Raw genomic sequence first — 20,933 nt, 5'->3', positions numbered from 1 at the left:
CCCTTGCGCACTGATTTCAGCGAAACCAACGCCCATGCTCAGCCTCTATCACGCTCCCGATCTGGAAACCCTTGGCGAACTGGCCACCACATTGCTGGCCAAACCGCTGGCCGACCCCTTCGCGCCCGCGCTGGTGGTGGTGCCGAGCCAGGGCATGGGGCGCTGGCTGACGCTGGAGCTGGCGCGCAAGCAGGGTATCGCCATGCAGTTGGAAACCCAGCTGCCGGCACGTTTTGTCTGGGATCTGAGCCGTGCAGTGCTTGGCCAGCTTCCCGAGCAGTCGGCCTTCGCCCCGCAAACCCTGACCTGGCGGCTCTACGACTGGCTGTGCGAGCCGGCCAATCTGGAACTGGCACCACGTCTGGCGCAGTACCTGGATGGCGGCGACGAGCGGCGGCGGCTGTCGCTGGCGGCGAAGATCGCCGATACCTTCGACCAGTACCTGCTCTATCGCGACGACTGGCTGGCCGCGTGGGAGCGTGGTGAAACCCTTGACCTCGGTCCTGATGAAGGCTGGCAGGCGCTGCTCTGGCATGAGCTGACCAAGGATGGCCACCCACATCGTGCGCGCCTGCTGGGCGATCTGTTGCAGCGGCTCTATGGCGACGAAGCGTTGCCCGGCTTGCCCGAACGCCTGCTGGTGTTTGGTATCAGCAGCCTGCCGCCGCATCACCTGCGCGTACTCGATGGCCTGGCGCGACATATAGATGTGGTGGTCTGTGCGCTCAACCCGAGCCGTGAGGCCTGGGGCGATATACGTGATATCCGCGAGCTGGCGCGGCAACCCGATAGCGGTGTTGATGATTGGTATCTGGACGTCGGCCACCCGCTGCTGGCCAGTCTCGGCAAGCAGGGCCGCGATTTCTTCGATGCGCTGTTCAGCCTAGAAGGCCAGGAGTTCGGGCTGTATTCGGCCGATGAAGACTTGCGTGACGAAAGCCTGCTGCGTGCGCTGCAAAACGACATTCTGCGCCTGCACACGCGTCATCCGGACGAGCGCATGCAGTTGGCCGACGGTGATCGCTCTCTGGAAATGCATATCGCCCATTCGCCGCTGCGCGAAGTGGAAATCCTCCACGACCAGTTGCTTGCCCGCTTCGCCGCCGACCCGAGCCTCAGTCCCGACCAAGTGGTGGTGCTGACGCCGGATATCGAACGCTACGCCCCCTTTATCGAAGCCGTGTTCGCTCCCCGCGAAGGCGTGCCGCGCATTCCCTACAGCCTGGCCGACCGCAGCCTGCGAGCCGAGGTGCCGCTGATCGAGGCGTTCCTTGAGCTGCTGATGCTGGCGCAAAGTCGCTTTGCCGCCGAGGAAGTGCTCGCCTGGCTGGAACAGCCGGCCATCGCCCGTCGCGCCGGTATCGAAAGTGAAGATTTGCCGCTGCTGCGCGACTGGCTGCGTGAAGCCGGCGTGCGCTGGGGCCGCGATGGCGAGCAGCGAGCCAAGTTGGGCCTGCCGGCGGAGGCAGCCTTTACCTGGCGTCAGGGCCTGGATCGGTTGCTGCTGGGCTTTGCCGCGCCGCCGCAACTGGCCGGTGATAGTGCGCCGCTGCTGGGGGAGCACTGGCCGCTGGATGCTTTGGAAGGTGCGCGCGGGCAACTGCTGGGGCGGCTGGTGGCGTTCGTCGAGCGCCTCGGCCAGCTCGCCGAGCAACTGGCGCGGCCACGACCGCTGGCTGAGTGGGCGGATGATCTGCAGCTGCTGATCGACAGCCTGTTCGACGAGCGCGAGGCCGGCGAGACGCTGCTGGTTCTGTCCCAGGCCTGTACGGCGCTGCGTGAGCAGGCGCTGGCCGCCGAGCTGAAGCGCCCCATCGAGCTTGAACTGGTGCATCAGCAGCTCAGCGCCGCGCTGCAGCAGGGCAGTGGGGCTTCGGGCTTTCTCACTGGTGCGGTGACGTTCTGCACCATGGTGCCGATGCGCAGCCTGCCGTTCCGTTTGGTCTGCCTGCTGGGCCTGGATGATGGGGTTTTCCCACGGCGCACGCCGCCGTCGGGGTTCGACCTGATGGGCCGTCATCCGCGCCGTGGCGACCGGGCACGGCGACTGGACGATCGTTACCTCCTGCTGGAAACCCTGCTCTCGGCGCGTGACGCCCTGTACCTGTCCTATGTCGGCCGCGACCCGCGTGACAACGCCCAGCTGCCGCCCTCGGTGCTGCTCAGCGAAGTGCTGGAAGCGGTGGATCTCACCGCGGTCCTGCCGGATGGCAGCAAAGTCAGCGAGCGCATCAGCATTGCCCACCCGCTGCAGCCATTCGCGCCGGGCAACTTTGCCAGCGGCGGCTTCTCGGCTTCATGGTTCCGTGCTGCTCAGCGTTTGGCCGAGCCCCCGCAACCGCCGACGCCATTCGCCAGTCGCCTGGCTGAACCGGATGCTGCCTGGCTGACCATCGAACCCTCGCAACTGCTGCAGTGCTTCCGCCATCCGTCACGTTTTCTGCTGGAACAGCGCCTCGGACTGCGTCTGGCCGACAGCCGTGAAGCGCTGGCCAGTGACGAGCCTTTCGAGCTGGAAATGCCGGCCTGGAACGGCCTGCGGCGGTTGTCGCTGCAAGCGCTCGAACATGGCTGGAGCGATGAAGAAGAGCGGCGCATGGCCTGTGCCGCCGGCTGGCTGCCGCCCGGCGAGGTCGGCCAGGCGCTGTGGGGCAAGCTGCGTGGGCCGGTGCGAGCCTTCGCGCCCCGGCTGTTCGAACTGCGTCCGAGCGAGGTGCCGGAGCCGCTGCCGGTGGATATCGCCCTGGCCGGGGTACGCATTCACGGCTGGCTCGATGGCGTGACGTCGGGCGGTTTGTTCGGCTGGAAGCTCGGTCGGCTGGGGGAGTGGGATCTGGCGCCTTTCTGGCTGCGGCATCTGATGCTCAACCTGTCCGCCACGCCGGATATCGAGCGTAACAGCCTGATGTTGTCCCCTGCCGGCGACTGGCAACTGGGAGCGCTGGCGAATGCCGCCGAGCTGCTGAAGCCGTGGCTGGTGGCCTATCGCGAGGCCATCTGCGAGCCGCTGCCGTTACTGCCACGCAGCAGCCACGCCTTTGCCAGCGGTTTGCGCAAGCCCAGTCGCGGCAGCGAGCCGCTGGAAACTGCGCGCAAACGTGCTCGCGAGGCCTGGCTCGGCGCGGAGTTCAGCCCCATCGAAGGCGAGAGCCTGGACCCTTGGAACGCTCTGGCATACCGCGATAGGGACCCGCTTGATGAGCGATTCGAGACATTGGCCGAACAACTCATAGGGCCGATTCTGGATGCGCTGGCCGACGATGAAGAGGACGACGCATGAGCCTGGACCTGCTTGATTCCCCCTTCAGCGGCCGCCGCCTGATCGAAGCCAGCGCCGGCACCGGCAAGACCTGGACTCTGACTGCGCTTTACGCCCGCCTGCTGCTGGAGCGCCAGCTGTCGGTGAGCCAGATTCTGGTGGTCACCTACACCACCGCCGCCACCGCCGAGCTGCGCGAGCGCATCCGTGCGCGGCTGGCCGAGTTGCTGGCTGTTTACCAGGGTCAGCCAAGCCAGGATGACTTTCTCAATCGGCTGCATGCCCGCCATCCTGACGAAGCCTCGCGCCGCCGTCTGCTGCTGGCGGTACACGGCTTCGATGAGGCGGCGATCTTCACCATCCACGGTTTCTGCCAGCGGGCGCTGCAGGATGCCGTATTCGAGGCCGGCGGCGATTTCGACAGCGAGCTGACTACCGACGACCGCGAGATTATCGATGCGCTGCTGGCTGACGCCTGGCGCAGCGAGCTGGCCGAGGCCGATCCGGCCTGGGCGCGTTTTCTGGTCAAGCAGAAGATCACCCCGGCCTGGCTGCGCAACCGCCTGCGCAATCATCTGGGCAAGCCTTATCTGCGGGTCGAGCCGCAGCCGCTGGAGGCGTTGCCGGATCTGTCCGCCATCGAGCCGGCCTGGCAGCGTGCCGCGGAGCTTTGGCATACAGCAGGGCAGGCCTGGATCGACGAGCTGCACGAACACGGTGGGCTCAGCCAGACCACCCACAAGACGCATAAATTCGTGCTCTGGCAGGCCGAGATGGACGCCTGGTTTGCCGACCCGGCTGCCGTATTCGATGCGCCGGAGGGACTGTTGAAGCTGGGCGCACGTGCGCTGCACAAGGCCTGCAAAAAAGGCCACGCAGCGCCGCTTTGCGAGCTGGCCGAGGCCCTCGACGAACTGAGCGACGCCTTGGCTGAGGCGTTGCCGGCAGGCAAGCAACGGCTGATTGCGCTGCAGGTGGCGTTGCTGGGGCGGCTCAACCGTGAGTTGCCTGAGCGCAAGGCCGCGCAGCGCTTGCTGGCTTTTGACGATCTGCTCAATCGCCTCGACCAGGCCCTGCAGGGACCGGTGGGCGATGATCTGGCCACCTCGCTGCGCAGCACCTATCCCTTGGCGCTGATCGACGAGTTTCAGGACACCGACCCGATTCAGTACGCCATCTTCGACCGTATCTACGCCAGGGACAGCGCCGCCTCGCTGTGCTTCGTCGGCGACCCGAAACAGGCCATCTACGCCTTCCGCGGTGCCGACCTGGCCACCTACATCCAGGCTCGAGAGCAGGCCGAAACACCCTACAACCTGCCCACCAACTACCGCTCGACGCCGCAGCTGATCAAGGCGCTGAACCTGCTGTTCGAGCATCCGCAGCCCTTTGCCCAGGCGGACCTGCAATACCCGGCGGTAGAAGCTGCCGACAAGCCGCGGTCAACCCTGCATCTGGATGAAGAGGATGGCGCAGTGCCGCTGTCGCTGGTCTGGCTCGATGACGATGTGCTGAGCAAGGCCGAGGCCGCAGAGCTGGCGGCTAGCGACTGCGCGCGGCGCATCGCCCTGCAACTGGCAGCCGCCGCTGAAGGCCGCGCCGGTTTCGACAAGGCGGGCGAGTTCACTCCGCTCAAGGGTGGCGATATCGCCGTGCTGGTCGCCAACCATCGCCAGGCCGGAATGATCGCCGATGAGCTGGCTGTCCGCGGCGTACCCAGCGTGCGTCGTGGCCGCGACAGCGTGTGGGGCAGCGAGGAAGCGGGCGAGCTGGCAGCGGTGCTGGCCGCCTATGCCGAGCCCGGCCGTGAAGGCTTGCTGCGCTATGCCCTGGCCACACGTCTGCTGGGCCGTAGCGCCGCCGACCTCGCCCGCTGTCAGGACGACCAGCTGCAGTGGGATGCCGAGCGGGAAACCGCCGAGCGTTATCACCAGCTTTGGCAACAACAGGGTTTCATGCGGGTATTTCGCGCCTGGCTCGATGAACAGGCAGTGGCCGAGCGGCTGCTGGCGCGGGTCGATGGCGAGCGCCGTCTGACCAACCTGCTTCACCTCGGTGAATTGCTGCAGGCCGAAAGCCTGCTGCGCCCCGGCCTCGAGCCCCTGCTCAGCTGGTTCAATGCCCAGCGCGAGAGCGAGGGGGCCGGCGAGGATGCGCTGCTACGACTGGAAAGCGATGCCGAGCGGGTGCAGATCGTCACCATCCACACCAGCAAGGGCCTGGAATATCCGCTGGTGTACTGCCCCTTCCTCTGGGACGGCAGGCTGTTGGGCAAGCACCGCGAAAGTGCCCGTTGCCATGACGATGCGGGCCAGCCGCTGCTGGACCTGGGCAGCGAGGAGCTGGAGGAAAACCTGCAGCGCGCACGCCGGGAAATCTTCGCCGAGCAGCTGCGCCTGACCTATGTGGCACTGACCCGAGCGCGTGACCGCCTGTGGCTGCACTGGGGCCCGGTGGCCCTGGCGAAACCCAAGAAGGACGGCAGCCTGGCGGAAGAGGGTTTGCACACCAGCGCCCTGGCTTGGCTGCTGCATGGCCGTGGCCAGCGCGGTGAGCAGCCATTGCAGGAGCTGGGCGCTCACCTGGCCGAGCTGAATGGGTCCAGCCTGCGCACCGCCATCGAGCGTCTGGTCGGGGAAAGCGAGGGGACCATGGCCTGCCTGCCGCTGGAAAGCCGCGAAAGCAACGCGCAGGGGCCGGGCCGGGCAACACCGCCGCAACAGTTGTCGCTGCTCAATCGCAGCCTGTACAGCGCATGGCGCATCGGCAGCTTCTCCGGCCTGGCCGCCGGCATGCATATGGAAGCGCCGGATCGCGATGCCCTGGCGATGCCTGATGCTGCAGAGCCAGGCAGCGGTTTCTTTGCCTTTCCGCGGGGCGCGCGGGCGGGTACCTGTCTGCATGCGATCCTCGAAGACTGGGTGCGCGGCAAGGGTTCGCTGGAGGATCGGGTCGAGGCCGGACTGCAAGCCTACGGTCTACCCGCCGAGTGGGCCGAAATCACCTGCCGCCAGCTGCAGCAGGTGCTGGACACCGACCTGGACGGCGCCGGCATGACTCTCGCCGGCCTGCGCCCGGAGCGCCGCCTGCCCGAACTGAGTTTCACCTTCCCGGTGCGCCAGCTGGAAGTGACGCGGCTGCGGGCGCTGCTGAGCGACCCGGCCAGCGGTCTGCCGGCCCCTTTGCGCGAAGCGGCCGCGCGGCTGGAGTTCGACACCCTGCGCGGCTTTATCAAGGGCTTTATCGACCTGACCTTCGAGCACCAAGGGCGCTGGTACATCGCCGACTACAAATCCAACTGGCTTGGCCCGGATGCCTCCTACTACGGCGGTGATCGATTGCTGCAGGCGCTTGCCGGCGAGCATTACTACCTGCAATACCTGATCTACCTGGTCGCCCTACGGCGTTTCCTGCGCCAACGCCTGGCCGACTTCCGTGATGAGCAGCTGGGCGGAGCCTTTTACCTGTTCCTGCGCGGCATGCCGGAGGCAGGCGTCTATTTCGCCCGCCCAGATGATGCGCTGCTGGATGCGTTGGACCGACTGTTCGAGGAAGCTAGATGATACGAGGTCCCCTTGTAGGAGCGAGCTTGCTCGCGAACCACGGCCCAGAAACATGCTTCGCCAGCAAGCAGTCGCCTACGATCGATATTCCTTCTGGATCGAGGCTGCCCCGATGACCGACCTGTTCGACCTCCCGCTCGGTCCACTGGAGCGTGCTTTCGTCGCCAGCCTGCAACGCCTCGACCCTAAGGCGTCGGAGACGTTGCTGCTCGCCGCCGCGTTGTGTTGTGAGGCTCTGGGACGAGGCGACGTCTGCCTGCCTCTCGCGCGTTTTGCCGGGAGGCGACCTTGGCCGGAGAGCGATGTACTGCTGCCGCCCCTGGATCTTTGGCGCGAGCAATTGCGAGGCTCCGGTCTGGTCGGCAGACCCGGGGAATACGCGCCGCTGATTCTGGATGCCGACCGCCTTTATCTCGCCCGCTATCAGGCCTACGAGCAACAGCTGGCCGAGCAGTTGCTGGCACGTGCCGAGGATGCGCCTGCAGTGGACGAAACCCTGCTGAGCGAGAGCCTGGCGCGGCTTTTTGCCTTCAACCAGCAGAGCCCCGACTGGCAACGGCTGGCGGCGGCGCAGGCGGTTCGACGACGGTTGGCGGTGATTTCCGGTGGCCCCGGCACCGGCAAAACCACCACCGTGGTGCGCCTGTTGGCAGCGCTGCTGGAACAGCCGGGCGGCGAGCGCCTGGCTATCGGCCTGGCTGCCCCCACCGGCAAGGCCGCGGCGCGCATGGCCGAGGCGATTCGCAACGCCAAGGCCAGCCTGCCGGTCAGCGATGCTATCAAGGCGGCGCTGCCCGACGAGGCGCGCACTTTGCACCGGCTGCTGGGCAGTCGCGGTGACAGCCCAAAGGTGCGGCACGACGCCGCCAACCCTCTGCCATTGGATGTGCTGGTGGTGGATGAAGCATCGATGGTGGATCTGGCGCTGATGGCCAAGCTGGTGGCTGCGCTGCCGCCCAAGGCAAGGCTGATCCTGCTGGGCGACAAGGACCAGCTGGCAGCGGTGGAGGCCGGTGCGGTATTCGCCGAGCTTTGTGAAGGCCGCGGTTTCAATGCACAGGCCGCCAGCGATCTGCAGCGCATCACCGGGCAGCCCGTGCCGCAGGAAACCCCGCGTTCACGGCTGGGCGATGCCGTGGTGCTGCTGACCCACAGCCATCGCTTCGCCGGGGACAGTGGCATCGGCGAGCTGGCGCGGCGCATCAATGACGGGGACGCGAATGGTACCGTCGCCCTGCTACGGGAAGACCGCCCGGATCTGGCCTGGAATCCGGCGCCCGGCGCCGCGGCCCTGGTCGAACGCCTGGAACAGGGCTACGCACCTTATCTGGCGGCTGCTCGCCAGGGTGAACCCGCCTCGGCGTTCGCCGCCTTCAACGGTTTTCGTGCATTGACGGCCCAGCGCGAGGGTGCCTTTGGCGTCAACGGTCTCAACGAGGCACTGGAAGCACGGCTCAAGCGCCGTCTCGGGGTGGCAGCACGCGAGCGTTGGTACCCGGGCCGCGCGGTGATGGTGCGGCAGAACGATTACGCCCTCGGCCTGTTCAATGGCGATATCGGCCTGTGCCTGATGAGCGCGCAGGGCCTGCGCGTGTACTTCGAGGGTGACGAAGGCTATCGGCCGTTCGCCCCGGCGCGTCTGCCCAGCCATGACAGCGCCTTTGCCATGACCGTGCACAAGAGCCAGGGCTCGGAATTCGATGAAGTGCTGCTGGCACTGCCGGAACAGCCCAGTCCGCTGCTGACCCGCTCGCTGTTCTATACCGGCATTACCCGGGCCAAGCGCAAGGTGGAGATCTGGGCGCTGCCGTCACGTCTGCAGGAAGCGGTCGCCACCCGCGCCGAACGTGCCGCCGGGCTGGCGCAGAGGCTGGCATCCAAGGCGATGGAGACACAGACCGGTGAGCCGGAAAAGGCTGGCGGGGAGGGCGAACAGCTTGGGTTGTTTTAGACTTTTGTGCGTCGCGCCACAGGGTATGGCCGCAGGCAATATCTCTTAAGTCGAGATACGCGGATTCCGTGAAGTTGTTGAATGATTTACCCGGGTATTTCTGTTCCGATGCGCCTTTGCCGTGAATCGACGGTCATGGGACAGAAATGAAAATTATCTTCTATGCAGTCTGGGCTCTGCTCAGTTTGCTGGCGCTTGGGGTCACGACGATCGCCGCCTGGGTGAAGCCAGGTTGGGCTAATGGCTTTCTGGTGTTGTTGGCAGGCTTTTACACGTTCTGTTTTTTTCAGCTTATCCGTGCCTGCTATCAGCCCTGGGGCTTGTTGGGGCCGCGCCGGCGTGCCGGCTACTGGCTTTGCCTGATCGTCCTGCCGCTCACCCTGTTGCCGCTGCAGGCGGCCTACGAAGTGTGGGAGCAGGGCGCCTATGTGGTCCAGGATGACGGGCGTGTGCGTCTCACCCTTGCCTTGGTGCGTCAGGGGCTGCTTGGTTTGCAGGAACAGTTCGGCCATGCCGGGCCGATGCTGGTCATGCTGGCCTTTGGCGTGGGGATGATGGTGGTGCTGGTGCGACTGCTGAAAACCCAGGTGGTGCGTTGATCCCGGGCCAGCCACTCAGCAGCGTCAACGCACCTTGATCAGCGCAAGGCTGCGGTTCAGCTCCTCAAATTCATTCGCCAGCGCCGAGAATCGTTCCGCCATCTGAGTGCTGGCATCGCGACTTTGAGTTGCGATCTCCTCGACCAGCGCAGCTTCATTCACCAGGGTCTGGGTGCTGTGATCCTGCTGGGCCGATACCTGGGCGATTTCACCGCCCAGCTCAATCATATCGTTCAGCGAGTGGCCGATTTCATTGAAGATGGATACGACAGCACGATTGTTTTCGCTGTTTTCCTCTGCCTTTTGCACGCTCTCCTGCATGATTTCAGAGCAGGCTTCTGAACTTTCTCTCAGGCGATGAATGATGTCGCTGATGCGCTGCGTGGATTGTTGTGAGCGTGTGGCCAGACTGCGGACTTCATCAGCCACCACCGCGAAACCGCGCCCCTGTTCACCGGCACGGGCCGCTTCGATGGCCGCGTTGAGGGCAAGCAGGTTCGTCTGGTCTGCAATGTTGGTGACTTCCGTAAGAATGCCCATTGCCGCCACACAATCAGCGGCCAGTTGATTGACCGTCTGAGACGTCTCGCCAATAACAACGGACATCTGCGCGAGGCTACTTTCCGAGGCCGATAGTTGCTGCGTGGCGTCGGATTGTTGTTGCGCGACGGTATTGATCAGGCTGACCGTTTTATCCAGCGCCTGCCGGCCAACCGAAAACAGTTCGAGGTTATGACGCAGTGCCTGCCCCATGCTCGCGGCAACGCGCTCGTTTTCATTAGCCTGGTCCACCAGTTGGCGGGTGTCGCCCTTGGCTTCAGCCAGGATCTGATTGGTATGCGAGCTTGCGCCCCTGGCCTGGCTGATGGTGCTCTCCATCGCGTGCAGGACGGAGTCGAACAGCTTCATCAGCGAGTTACGGCCACGCTTGCCGTCCACACGGACAGTCAGATCGAGGACGTGCTCGTCTTTCTTAATGCGTTGCAAAGTGTCGAGCAGCAGTTGAGAAACAGTCAGCAGGTTTGAGGTCAGGTTAATCAATGAAACAAGAATGGCTGACTCAACGACTACATAGAAAGCATGGAAAAAGACGACCGACCACGAATGCATCTCATCGGGAAAGAGATAGATGGGGTAACCAATCATTTGCAAATGATGCACGGAAACATGCAATACCGCGGCTGTTCCAGCGGCAGCTACAATGCTGCGCCAGTCCAGAGATACAAACAGGGCGGCAATAAAAATGAAATAGCCGAAATGCGCTTCTATCATTCCGTGTAATTGATGGGCATGCAGGGTCACAAAGACCATCAGCACCATTCCAACACCGATGGATGCCACTCGCGGGGCTGCGTAATGAACCAGAAGTGTATTGAACAGGGTGAGGGCCCCGCCCAGGAAAATAGCGAGCATCCACGTGTCATGTTTGCTCGCGAAGAGTAGGGACATACCCCATGCAAGCAGGGTCACTATCCACATGATACGAGCGACGAGACGGTCGTAGTTTAATATCTTTTTAATCAGTCTTTCTGAACGATATGGAGTGTGAGCAGTATTCTGAGTCATGGTGTTCTAGCAGAAGTTTAATAGTTAAGGTGGTGTCCGGTTGCGGGCGCGTCAGGACGTTATGATGCTTAAACTGAATGTGGGCCGTTAGTTGTAAGTATCTAATTAGCCAGTGCGGTTGGCTCACGCACAGGTGTTTCCCTCGCCAAAGGCGTAGGCTCATGGGTGCTACGCCATGTCCGTTATAAAGATGGATGTCCGTATGCGGCTCAACCGCTCAACAGTCGCAGCACCAGCGGCAAACTGGCCGCGGCCAGCAATGTCTGCAAGGTGATGAGACCGGCCATCAGGTGGCTGTCGCCGCCCAGTTGGCGCGTCAGGACGTAGGCAGTGGGGGCGGTGGGCAGGGCGAAGAATAATATCAGAATAGTGGCTTCCATGGCCGGTAGCCCGAGCAGCCGCGCCACGGCATACGCCAGCAGGGGCACGGCCAGCAGGCGCAGGGCGCTGTTCCAGCCAAGCGCCGGTACTTCCCCGCCAAGCTCGCGGGGCTTCAGGGCGGCACCGACACACAGCAGGCCCAGCGGAAGGCTGGCGGCGGCCAGCAGGCCCAGCAGGCGGTCGGTTCCTCCGGGTAGGCCAAGGCCGGAAAGGTTGACCAGCGCACCGGCCAGACACGCCAGGATCAACGGGTTCTTGAGGATCGGCAGTAGCAGCGAGCGAGCGCTGACGCCGCGCTCGGCAGTCAGGGCCCAAACCGACATGACGTTCACCGTCGGCACCATCAACGCCAGCATCAGGGCGGCGAGCGCCAGCCCCTCGGAGCCAAACAGGCTGCCGACTGCAGCCAGCCCCAGGTAGGTATTGAAACGCAGGATGCCCTGGGCGATGGCGCCGAAGCGTGCGGCCGGCCAGCCACGCAGGCGCCGGGTGATCAGCAGGGCGATCCAGGCGAGGCCCAGCGCCAGCAGGACTCCGGTGGCCAGGCGCGGCAGGGCGGGGTTGTCCAGGGGAGCGCTGGCCAGGCTGCTGAACAGCAGGGCGGGAAACAGGATGAAGTAATTGATCCGCTCGGCGCCGGGCCAGAAAGCTTCGTTGGGGAAGCCGCGCAGGTGCATGAAGTAGCCGGCGACGATAAGAGCGAACAGGGGCCAGAGGGCAAGCAGAAGCGCGGTCACGGGTACATCCATCAATGCAGTCTGCCGCATCCTGACGGCGTGGCAGGCGTCAGGCAAGTGTTCTGCGTTGTGCTCAGCGGCGCGGCTTTACCGAACGGGTACGCCCCGTGCTGTCGATGGCGACGAAGACGAAGACCGCTTCGGTGACCTTGCGCCATTCGCTGGAAACCGGGTCGTCGCTCCAGACTTCCACCAGCATGCGGATCGAGCTGCGGCCCACATCCAGTGTCTGGGTGTAGAAGGACAGCTGCGCACCCACCGCCACCGGCACCATAAAGGCCATGCGGTCGATGGAAACGGTGGCCACTCGGCCCGAGGCTACGCGACTGGCCATGGCGGTGCCGGCCAGGTCCATCTGTGAGACCAGCCAGCCGCCATAGATATCGCCGAAACCGTTGGTTTCGCGTGGCAGGGCGGTCAGTTGCAGCGCCAGATCACCCTGGGGAATCGGATCTTCCTGTTCGTATTCTTTCATCGGATAAGCTCGCGGTGCGGGTGTCGTGATACGGGAGATGGCTGGTAACAGCACGGGCGGGGGCCGAGTATAACGACTGTCCATGCCGGCAGCGACCGGGCTTGCAGGGCCTCGTTGTCGCGGTTTGATCTGGGTCAGCTCTGGGCCCAGACGGGCTACTCTTTGATCGGTTTCGCCGGGTCCTTCCGAAGCATTGCCTGGGTACGCCCTAATAAGGATACCCATCGTCGGCGCGCTTCTGAGATGCTCGCGGGGTGGGCTGAGTTCGGCCCAATTAATTACGGTCAATGTCCGGAGCGAATATGAGCAAGCACGCAGTGGTCGTCATCGACCTTCAAAACGAATACCTGCCCACCGGCAAGCTGCCCCTGACGGGTATCGAAGCGGCCGTGGCCAATGCGGCAAAGGTGATTGCCGATGCTCGCGCCAATGGCGTGCCGGTCATTCACGTTCGTCACGAATTTGCCAATAACGAAGTTCCGGCGTTCGTGCCGGGCACCGATGGCGTGAAGATTCAGGATGCTGTCGCGCCCGAGGCCGGCGAGCCGGTGGTGCTGAAGAATTACCCCAACGCGTTCCGCGAGACCAATCTCAAGCTGCTGCTCGATGAGCGCGGCATCGAGTCGATCACCATGGTCGGTGCGATGAGCCATATGTGCGTCGATGCGGCAGTGCGCGGGGCTGCGGATATGGGCTACGCGGTTACCGTTCTGCACGATGCCTGCGCGACCCTGGATCTGGAGTTCGGCGGGGTGCAGGTGCCGGCAGCGCAGGTGCATGCCGCGATGATGGCCGCTTTTGCCTTCGGCTACGCCAGCGTCACCTCGACCGAGCAGTACCTGGCCCGCTGAGCCGAGGCCCAGATCCCGGCGAAGGACCGCCGGGCCGAGGAAGAAGGTATGGCGCCGTCACCAGATTGTCATATTCGATTCATAGAGTGTTCACAAGGCCGACAGACAATGGGCCCCGTACCAACACACTCGAACACAACCTTGCTAGGAGCATGGTATGAAATTGAATCGTTTGATGGCGGCCCTGACCTTTGTAGCCGCTGGTGTAGGCGCAGCCACCGCGGTTGCGGCTGTTGACCCGGCCCTGCCGAGCTACGAGAAGACTTCCGGCGTCTCTGGCAACCTGTCCAGCGTTGGTTCCGACTCGCTGGCCAACCTGATGACCCTGTGGGCTGAAGAGTTCAAGCGCAGCTACCCGAACGTCAATATTCAGATCCAGGCTGCCGGTTCCTCCACCGCGCCGCCAGCGCTGACCGAAGGCACTGCCAACATGGGCCCGATGAGCCGCCCCATGAAGGACAACGAAATCCAGGCCTTCGAAGAAAAGTACGGCTACAAGCCGACCGCGGTGCCGGTCGCCATCGACGCCCTGGCGGTGTTCGTGCACAAGGACAACCCGATCAAGAGCCTGGACATCGAGCAGATCGACGGCATCTTCTCCAGCACCCGTCTGTGCGGTGGCGAGAAGGACATCAAGACCTGGGGTGATCTGGGCCTGACCGGTGAGTGGCAGAACAAGCCGATCCAGCTGTTCGGTCGTAACTCGGTTTCCGGCACCTACGGCTACTTCAAGGAAGAAGCGCTGTGCAAGGGTGACTTCAAGTCCAACGTCAACGAGCAGCCAGGTTCGGCTTCCGTTGTTCAGTCGATCTCCAGCACCCTGAACGCCATCGGCTACTCGGGCATCGGCTACCGTACCTCCAGCGTCCGCGCCGTACCGCTGTCCAAGGGTGGCGAAGCGTTCGAGGCCAACGAAGAGAACGCCCTGGCTGGCAAGTTCCCGCTGGCACGCTTCTTCTACGTCTATGTGAACAAGGCGCCGAACAAGCCGCTGAGCCCGCTGGATGCCGAGTTCATCAAGCTGGTCATGTCCAAGGAAGGCCAGGAAGTGGTGGTCAAGGACGGCTACATCCCGCTGCCCAAGAGCGTAGCTGACAAGACCCTGAAAGAGCTGGGCCTGTAAGCCCCGCCAGCACCTGACGGCCAATGGCCGTCAGACTTGCAGCACCGATGCCCGCTACGCTTTATGCGTCGCGGGCATCGTCGTTTAAGCGGGCGGCGTCACGGATAACGCCTTTGGTCAATCCAGGCTGCGGTCGGGTGGAAGGAGCGCGAGCTCTTGGGAGCTCCTAAAGAGCTTGTGAATTATTACGCTCCGACTGGTGCTGTAACTTTTCTGTCATATCGCTTCATTAGATTAGGCGCCCTCACAGGGCCGTTGGAAAGTAGCCGAGCCTGTTTTAACGAAGTGATGGCACGCAGGCAGTCCCAACAGCCTGTCAGAGCCCGGCGGCTCAGGAACCCTCAATGAACGAAATAGAGCCCATGACTGCGAATACCGATGCGCAACGGCTGGACTTCAATACGCCCGCGTTGCAGCGCAAGCGGCGCATGCGTGCGCTCAAGGACCACCTGGCACGCTGGTATGTATCCATTGGCGGCCTGGCGGTGCTTGGCGCCATCTGCCTGATTTTCTTCTACCTCGCCCAGGTCGTTCTGCCGATGTTTCAGGGCGCCGCCCTTGAATCCAGGGAGGTCCAGCAGCCGGCCTGGCTGGCCGAGGCGGGTGAGCCGCTGCTGCTTGCCATCGAGGAGCAGAACGAGGTGGCGATGCGCCTGGGCGCCGATGGCCAGGTGCGCTTCTTCGCGCTCAAGACTGGTGACGAGCTGTCCAGCGTGAGCCTGGCGCTGCCGGCCGACACCCGTATCACCAGCATCGGTCAGGACACACCCGGCAGCCGTCTGTTGGCGCTGGGCCTGGACAATGGGCAGGTGCTGGTTCTGGAGCACAACTACAAGGTCAGCTACCCGGACAACCGCCGGACCATCTCGCCGCAGATCGACTACCCCTTTGGCGAGACACCTATCGAGCTGGACGCAGACGGCAATGCCGTCGAGCACGTTGCCGTCAGCCGCAATGGCAAGACCCTGCTGGTTTCAGGCGCCACCGAGAGCATGCTGCATGCGCTGCGCATCAGCACCACGGAAAACCTGCTGACCGGCGAAACCAGCGTCGAGCAGGCGCGCCTGAACCTGCCCCAGGTGCACGAGCCGATTCGCAAGCTGCTGATCGATCCTCGCCACCAATGGCTCTACGCCTTCAGTGGCAAGGCCAACGCAGATGTCTTCGACCTGCGTCGCAAGCAGCTCAACGGCCGCTACAAGCTGCTCGGTGGCGACGGCCAAGTCACCAACGTCACCGCGCTGCTGGGTGGCATTTCGTTGCTGGTTGGCGATTCCAAGGGCGGCATTGGCCAGTGGTTCATGGTGCGTGGCGATGACGGCCAGGCCGAGCTGAAAAACGTGCGCAGTTTCAAGCTGGGCGATAGCGCCATCACCCAGATCCTCCCGGAAGAACGGCGCAAGGGCTTTCTGGCGCTGGATGACAGCGGCAGCCTGGGCATTTTCCATAGCACCGCGCACCGCACCCTGCTCAAGCAGTCGGTGGCCGAAGGCAGTGCCCTTGCCAGCCTGTCGCCGCGAGCAACCCGCCTGCTGGTCGAATCCGACGGTCAGCTGCAGCGCTTCGTCATCGACAACCCGCACCCGGAGATTTCCTGGAGCGCGTTGTGGAGCAAGGTCTGGTACGAGAGCTATCCAGAGGCCGATTATGTCTGGCAGTCCACCTCTGCCAACAATGACTTCGAACCCAAGCTGAGCCTCGCGCCGCTGGCGTTCGGTACGCTCAAGGCAGCCTTCTACGCGATGTTGCTGGCCGCACCGCTGGCCATCTGCGCAGCCTTCTACACCGCCTACTTCATGGCCCCGGCCCTGCGCCGCAAGGTCAAGCCGGTGATCGAGCTGATGGAAGCACTGCCGACGGTCATCCTCGGTTTCTTTGCCGGCCTGTTCCTGGCGCCCTATCTGGAAAACCATCTGCCCGGCATCTTCGCCCTGTTGCTGCTGATGCCGGTTGGCATCCTGCTGGCCGCCTATCTGTGGAGCCGCCTGCCGGAGCGCATCCGCCTGCTGGTGCCGGATGGCTGGGAAGCGCTGCTGCTGATTCCGGTGATCCTGCTGGTGGGCTTCGGTTCGCTGGGAGTCAGCGGGCATATGGAGAACTGGTGGTTCGGCGGCGACATGCGCCTGTGGCTGTCCAACGAGATGGGCATTCCCTTCGACCAGCGCAACGCCCTGGTGATTGGCCTGGCGATGGGTTTTGCGGTCATCCCGACCATCTACTCGATTGCCGAAGATGCCGTGTTCAGCGTGCCCAAGAGCCTGACCCTGGGCTCCCTGGCCCTCGGTGCCACACCCTGGCAGACGCTGATCCGCGTGGTGCTGCTGACCGCCAGCCCGGGCATCTTCTCGGCGCTGATGATCGGCATGGGCCGCGCCGTGGGTGAAACCATGATCGTGCTGATGGCCACCGGCAACACGCCGATCATGGAAGCCAACATCTTCGAGGGCATGCGCACCCTGGCGGCCAACGTCGCGGTGGAAATGCCCGAATCGGAAGTGGGCAGTACTCACTACCGCGTGCTGTTCCTCGCCGCGATGGTGCTGCTGATCTTCACCTTCGTGATGAACACCCTGGCTGAGCTGATTCGCCAGCGGCTGCGCCGCAAGTACGCCAGCCTCTAAGCGGGCACCGGCAAGAATGCAGCCCAACGGCTGCGACAAGTTTTCGTTAAAGGTATCGATCCGTGAAAAAGGATTCCCTGACAAACTGGATCAAGAGCGGCACTCCCTGGATCTGGATGAACGCCGGCGCGGTGGCCATCGCCGTGATCATGACCCTGGGTCTGCTGGCAGTAATCGCGATTCGCGGCATGGCGCACTTCTGGCCGGCCGATGTCGTCGTTGCCGACTATCAGGTGCCGGGCGGCGAGTTCCGCCTGCTGGCCGGCGAGCGTGTGCAGGCCGAGGAAGTGCCCCGTGCGCGCCTTGCGGCCAGCGGCCTGCCGGTTGCCGCCGAGGGCGGCGAGTTCATGACCCGCGAGTTGTTCAAGGTGGGCAACCGTGAGGTTTATGGCGCGGACTTCACCTGGGTGGTGGGCGAGTGGCTGAGCAATGAGCGCACGCCCGCGGACCTGATCGTGCTGGAGCGCCGCGAATGGGGCAACTTCTACGGGCAGCTGCTCAACGTCAAGGAGAGCGGCAGTCTGGTCGCCGAAGGCGAGGCCGCCTGGCCCGAGCTGCAGCGCCGAATTCAGCGTATCGACCAGTTGCACGGGCAGATCAGCCAGCTGGAAAAGGGTGATATCGGGCGCATCAACCACGGCCTGGAACGGCTGCGCCTGAAGACGCGCAAGCTGGAGCTGGAAGACAGACTGGATGCTGCCGCCCAGGCCGAGCTGGACGCCGAGCGCGCCGAGTGGAATGCCCAATACAAGGAGCTGGAAGGCCGGCTGATGGAGCTGCATCAGGCCTTCAACCGCGACAGCATCGGTGTGCGCACCATCGATGGCCGCGAGCTGGAAATCAGTCTCGGCAAAGTGGTGCGCGCCTACCAGCCGAATGCCATGTCGGTGCCGCAGAAGCTCGGCTTCTATGGTGCCAAGGTCTGGGAATTCGTCAGCGACGAGCCGCGCGAGGCCAACACCGAGGGCGGCATCTTCCCGGCCATCTTCGGCACCGTGCTGATGACCATCATCATGGCGGTGATCGTTACCCCGTTCGGCGTGATCGCGGCGGTTTACCTGCGCGAATACGCCAAGCAGGGCACTCTGACGCGCATCATCCGCATCGCGGTGAACAACCTCGCCGGTGTACCTTCCATTGTTTACGGCGTGTTCGGCCTGGGCTTCTTCGTCTATGTGCTGGGCGGCTCGCTGGACCGAATCTTCTACCCAGAAGCCGCGCCGGCGCCGGTATTTGGTACGCCGGGCCTGATGTGGGCGTCGCTGACCCTGGCGATTCTCACCCTGCCGGTGGTGATCGTCGCCACCGAGGAAGGCCTGGCACGCATTCCGCGGATGATCCGCGAAGGCTCGCTGGCCCTTGGCGCGACCAAGTCCGAAACGCTGTGGAAGGTGGTACTGCCCATGGCCAGCCCGGCGATGATGACCGGCCTGATTCTCGCCGTGGCCCGTGCCGCCGGTGAAGTGGCGCCGCTGATGCTGGTGGGCGTGGTCAAGCTGGCCCCGACCCTGCCGCTCAATGGCAATTACCCTTACCTGCACCTGGACCAGAAGATCATGCACCTGGGCTTCCACATCTATGATGTCGGCTTCCAGAGCCCCAACGTCGAGGCCGCGCGGCCGCTGGTCTATGCCACCGCGTTTCTGCTGGTGCTGGTGATCGCCACACTCAACCTCAGTGCGGTCCTTATCCGCAACCACCTGCGTGAAAAGTACAAGGCACTTGACCACTAATCGTCAGCTGGAAGCCGCCAGCGATGTTGCAGCTTCCAGCTTCAGCTCTACCCGGAGTGAGCACATGCAATCGAACACCCATTCCATCGATATCTCCGCTCTTGGCCGCGACAAGCGTGGCCTTAACCTGGCAGAAGAGCCGGTAGCCATCGAAGTGCCGGACCTGAGCCTCTACTACGGCCAGAAACAGGCGTTGTTCAACGTCAGCATGAACATCCCCAAGCAGCGCGTGACCGCCTTCATCGGCCCGTCCGGCTGTGGCAAGTCCACGCTGTTGCGCTGCTTCAACCGCATGAACGACCTGGTGGACGGCTGCCGTATCGAAGGCGAGATCAACCTCGATGGCCATAACATCTACCGCAAGGGCGAAGACGTTGCCGACCTGCGTCGCCGTGTCGGCATGGTGTTCCAGAAGCCCAATCCCTTCCCCAAGAGCATCTACGAGAACGTGGTCTACGGCCTGCGCATTCAGGGCATCAAGCAGAAGCGCGTGCTCGACGAGACCGTCGAGTGGGCGCTCAAGGGCGCGGCGCTGTGGGACGAAGTGAAGGACCGCCTGCACGAGTCGGCTCTGGGCCTCTCCGGTGGTCAGCAGCAGCGTCTGGTAATCGCGCGCACCATCGCCGTGCAGCCCGAAGTGCTGCTGCTGGACGAACCCAGCTCGGCACTGGACCCGATCTCCTCGCTCAAGGTCGAGGAGCTGATCTACGAGCTCAAGTCCAAGTACACCATCGTCATCGTCACCCACAACATGCAGCAGGCCGCGCGCGTCTCCGACTACACGGCGTTCATGTATATGGGCAAACTGATCGAATACGGCGACACGGACACGCTGTTCACCAACCCGGCCAAGAAGCAGACGGAAGACTACATCACCGGGCGATACGGCTAACCAAGTAAACAGACGAGAAGAGCGCTGGAGGCTGGAGGCTGAACGAAAGGCTTCCCCGTCCAGCTTTCAGCCTTCAGCCTTCAGCGGCTTTTCGGAGCTTTGACATGAAAGACAATCACACCCAACACATCTCCCAGCAGTTCAATACCGAGCTGGAAGAGATTCGCAGTCATCTGCTGGCCATGGGCGGGCTGGTGGAGAAGCAGGTCAACGATGCGGTCACCGCGCTGATCGAGGCCGATTCGGGGCTGGCGCAGCAGGTGCGCGAGGTCGATGACCAGATCAACCAGATGGAGCGCAATATCGACGAGGAATGCGTGCGCATCCTCGCCCGTCGTCAGCCGGCGGCTTCCGACCTGCGGCTGATCATCAGCATCTCCAAGTCGGTGATCGACCTCGAGCGTATCGGCGACGAAGCCACCAAGATCGCCCGCCGTGCCATCCAGTTGTGCGAGGAAGGCGAGTCGCCGCGCGGTTACGTAGAAGTGCGTCATATCGGCGACCAGGTGCGCAAGATGGTCCGTGAGGCGCTGGACGCCTTCGCCCGCTTCGATGCCGATCTGGCGCTGTCGGTGGCGCAGTACGACAAGACCGTCGACCGCGAATACAAGACCGCCCTGCGCGAGCTGGTCACCTTTATGATGGAAGACCCTCGCTCGATTTCCCGCGTACTCAACGTGATCTGGGCGCTGCGCTCGCTGGAACGCATCGGCGACCACGCCCGCAACATCGCCGAGCTGGTGATCTACCTGGTACACGGCACCGACGTCCGCCATATCGGCCTCAAGCGCATGGCGGAAAAGGTCGAGCGCGCCAAGGACAGCTCAGCCTGACGCCGCTCGTTCTGCAGTGCAGAGCTAACGTAGGGTGGATCACGCTTCACCGATCCACCGGGTGGCGATCCACCGGGCGGACCACCGGTTGACGGACCACCAAGCAACGACCCATCGCGTGCTCCATTGAGCGGCAGAGCGGTGGATATAAAAGGCGATATCCACCCTACATTAGGTTGGGCACGGTGTTTGGCGCAGCACCTGACCCGTAGGAGCCAGCTTGCTGGCGAAGCTCTTAGGCACTTCACGAGCTTGCGGTTGTGCTATATGCCCCTGCGGTAGTGTTCTGATAAACCGAGTCGGCCGGTTCGCGAGCAAGCTCGCTCCTACCGGAGCGGTGCAGACGCAC

The 20,933-nt window shown here is 63.5% G+C and carries 13 protein-coding genes; 10 read left to right on the top strand and 3 right to left on the bottom strand.

Annotation, left to right across the window (positions count from 1 at the left end; genetic code table 11):
• Positions 1-34 precede the first annotated feature (34 nt).
• The 4 genes from recC to BN1079_RS10380 all read left to right on the top strand — a co-directional run bounded on the left by recC (position 35) and on the right by BN1079_RS10380 (position 9,372).
• Positions 35-3,280 (top strand): exodeoxyribonuclease V subunit gamma, encoded by a 3,246-nt coding sequence (gene recC / locus BN1079_RS10395; protein ID WP_037024180.1) that lies wholly within the window; start codon positions 35-37, stop codon positions 3,278-3,280.
• Positions 3,277-6,822 carry an exodeoxyribonuclease V subunit beta gene (gene recB, locus BN1079_RS10390; RefSeq protein WP_037024179.1) on the top strand — a complete coding sequence of 1,182 codons (3,546 nt, stop codon included), beginning with the start codon at positions 3,277-3,279 and terminating at the stop codon, positions 6,820-6,822. Before recC ends, recB begins: the two co-directional genes overlap by 4 nt.
• A gap of 112 nt (positions 6,823-6,934) precedes the next feature.
• Complete coding sequence (gene recD / locus BN1079_RS10385) at positions 6,935-8,773, top strand: exodeoxyribonuclease V subunit alpha (protein WP_037026776.1); 1,839 nt, start codon at positions 6,935-6,937, stop codon at positions 8,771-8,773.
• 146 nt (positions 8,774-8,919) lie between these two features.
• The gene (locus BN1079_RS10380) at positions 8,920-9,372 is read left to right on the top strand and encodes a hypothetical protein (protein ID WP_037024177.1); all 453 of its coding nucleotides are present in this window, start codon (positions 8,920-8,922) and stop codon (positions 9,370-9,372) included.
• 24 nt (positions 9,373-9,396) lie between these two features.
• Here the strand turns inward: BN1079_RS10380 and BN1079_RS18000 are convergent, their stop codons facing one another.
• From BN1079_RS18000 to BN1079_RS10365, 3 genes are all read right to left on the bottom strand, one after another.
• Entirely contained in the window at positions 9,397-9,978 is a 582-nt protein-coding gene (locus tag BN1079_RS18000) for a methyl-accepting chemotaxis protein (protein ID WP_414860261.1), read from the bottom strand.
• Between the two features lie 1,169 nt (positions 9,979-11,147).
• Complete coding sequence (locus BN1079_RS10370; protein ID WP_171819332.1) at positions 11,148-12,086, bottom strand: AEC family transporter; 939 nt, start codon at positions 12,084-12,086, stop codon at positions 11,148-11,150.
• Between the two features lie 43 nt (positions 12,087-12,129).
• Complete coding sequence (locus BN1079_RS10365) at positions 12,130-12,531, bottom strand: acyl-CoA thioesterase (RefSeq protein WP_037024175.1); 402 nt, start codon at positions 12,529-12,531, stop codon at positions 12,130-12,132.
• A 302-nt stretch (positions 12,532-12,833) separates the two neighbouring features.
• Between BN1079_RS10365 and BN1079_RS10360 the strand changes: the two genes are divergently transcribed.
• The 6 genes from BN1079_RS10360 (at position 12,834) to phoU (ending at position 20,584) form a co-directional block, all read left to right on the top strand.
• Complete coding sequence (locus BN1079_RS10360; RefSeq protein WP_037024174.1) at positions 12,834-13,382, top strand: cysteine hydrolase family protein; 549 nt, start codon at positions 12,834-12,836, stop codon at positions 13,380-13,382.
• Between the two features lie 157 nt (positions 13,383-13,539).
• The gene (locus BN1079_RS10355; RefSeq protein WP_037024173.1) at positions 13,540-14,505 is read left to right on the top strand and encodes a PstS family phosphate ABC transporter substrate-binding protein; all 966 of its coding nucleotides are present in this window, start codon (positions 13,540-13,542) and stop codon (positions 14,503-14,505) included.
• Between the two features lie 344 nt (positions 14,506-14,849).
• Entirely contained in the window at positions 14,850-17,126 is a 2,277-nt protein-coding gene (locus BN1079_RS10350) for an ABC transporter permease subunit (protein WP_037024172.1), read from the top strand.
• Positions 17,127-17,242: 116 nt separating this feature from the next.
• The gene (gene pstA, locus BN1079_RS10345; RefSeq protein WP_414860260.1) at positions 17,243-18,859 is read left to right on the top strand and encodes a phosphate ABC transporter permease PstA; all 1,617 of its coding nucleotides are present in this window, start codon (positions 17,243-17,245) and stop codon (positions 18,857-18,859) included.
• Positions 18,860-18,923: 64 nt separating this feature from the next.
• A complete protein-coding gene (gene pstB / locus BN1079_RS10340; protein ID WP_037024169.1) occupies positions 18,924-19,751 on the top strand; it encodes a phosphate ABC transporter ATP-binding protein PstB in 828 nt (275 codons plus the stop codon).
• Positions 19,752-19,855: 104 nt separating this feature from the next.
• Entirely contained in the window at positions 19,856-20,584 is a 729-nt protein-coding gene (phoU, locus tag BN1079_RS10335; RefSeq protein WP_037024167.1) for a phosphate signaling complex protein PhoU, read from the top strand.
• Positions 20,585-20,933: the final 349 nt, after the last annotated feature.

This window comes from Pseudomonas saudiphocaensis (assembly GCF_000756775.1).
Lineage (GTDB): Bacteria > Pseudomonadota > Gammaproteobacteria > Pseudomonadales > Pseudomonadaceae > Stutzerimonas > Stutzerimonas saudiphocaensis.
This window is presented reverse-complemented; position numbering and strand designations above follow the sequence as displayed.

What these genes read in the sequence shown, in the direction of transcription:
- BN1079_RS10360 (WP_037024174.1), top strand. Translation starts at nt 12,834, where the DNA reads ATGAGCAAGCACGCAGTGGTCGTCATCGACCTTCAAAACGAATACCTG.
- pstB (WP_037024169.1), top strand. Translation starts at nt 18,924, where the DNA reads ATGCAATCGAACACCCATTCCATCGATATCTCCGCTCTTGGCCGCGAC.
- BN1079_RS10380 (WP_037024177.1), top strand. Translation starts at nt 8,920, where the DNA reads ATGAAAATTATCTTCTATGCAGTCTGGGCTCTGCTCAGTTTGCTGGCG.
- BN1079_RS10365 (WP_037024175.1), bottom strand. Translation starts at nt 12,531, where the DNA reads ATGAAAGAATACGAACAGGAAGATCCGATTCCCCAGGGTGATCTGGCG.
- BN1079_RS18000 (WP_414860261.1), bottom strand. Translation starts at nt 9,978, where the DNA reads ATGTCCGTTGTTATTGGCGAGACGTCTCAGACGGTCAATCAACTGGCC.
- recB (WP_037024179.1), top strand. Translation starts at nt 3,277, where the DNA reads ATGAGCCTGGACCTGCTTGATTCCCCCTTCAGCGGCCGCCGCCTGATC.
- BN1079_RS10350 (WP_037024172.1), top strand. Translation starts at nt 14,850, where the DNA reads ATGAACGAAATAGAGCCCATGACTGCGAATACCGATGCGCAACGGCTG.
- recD (WP_037026776.1), top strand. Translation starts at nt 6,935, where the DNA reads ATGACCGACCTGTTCGACCTCCCGCTCGGTCCACTGGAGCGTGCTTTC.
- pstA (WP_414860260.1), top strand. Translation starts at nt 17,243, where the DNA reads ATGAACGCCGGCGCGGTGGCCATCGCCGTGATCATGACCCTGGGTCTG.
- phoU (WP_037024167.1), top strand. Translation starts at nt 19,856, where the DNA reads ATGAAAGACAATCACACCCAACACATCTCCCAGCAGTTCAATACCGAG.
- recC (WP_037024180.1), top strand. Translation starts at nt 35, where the DNA reads ATGCTCAGCCTCTATCACGCTCCCGATCTGGAAACCCTTGGCGAACTG.
- BN1079_RS10370 (WP_171819332.1), bottom strand. Translation starts at nt 12,086, where the DNA reads ATGCGGCAGACTGCATTGATGGATGTACCCGTGACCGCGCTTCTGCTT.
- BN1079_RS10355 (WP_037024173.1), top strand. Translation starts at nt 13,540, where the DNA reads ATGAAATTGAATCGTTTGATGGCGGCCCTGACCTTTGTAGCCGCTGGT.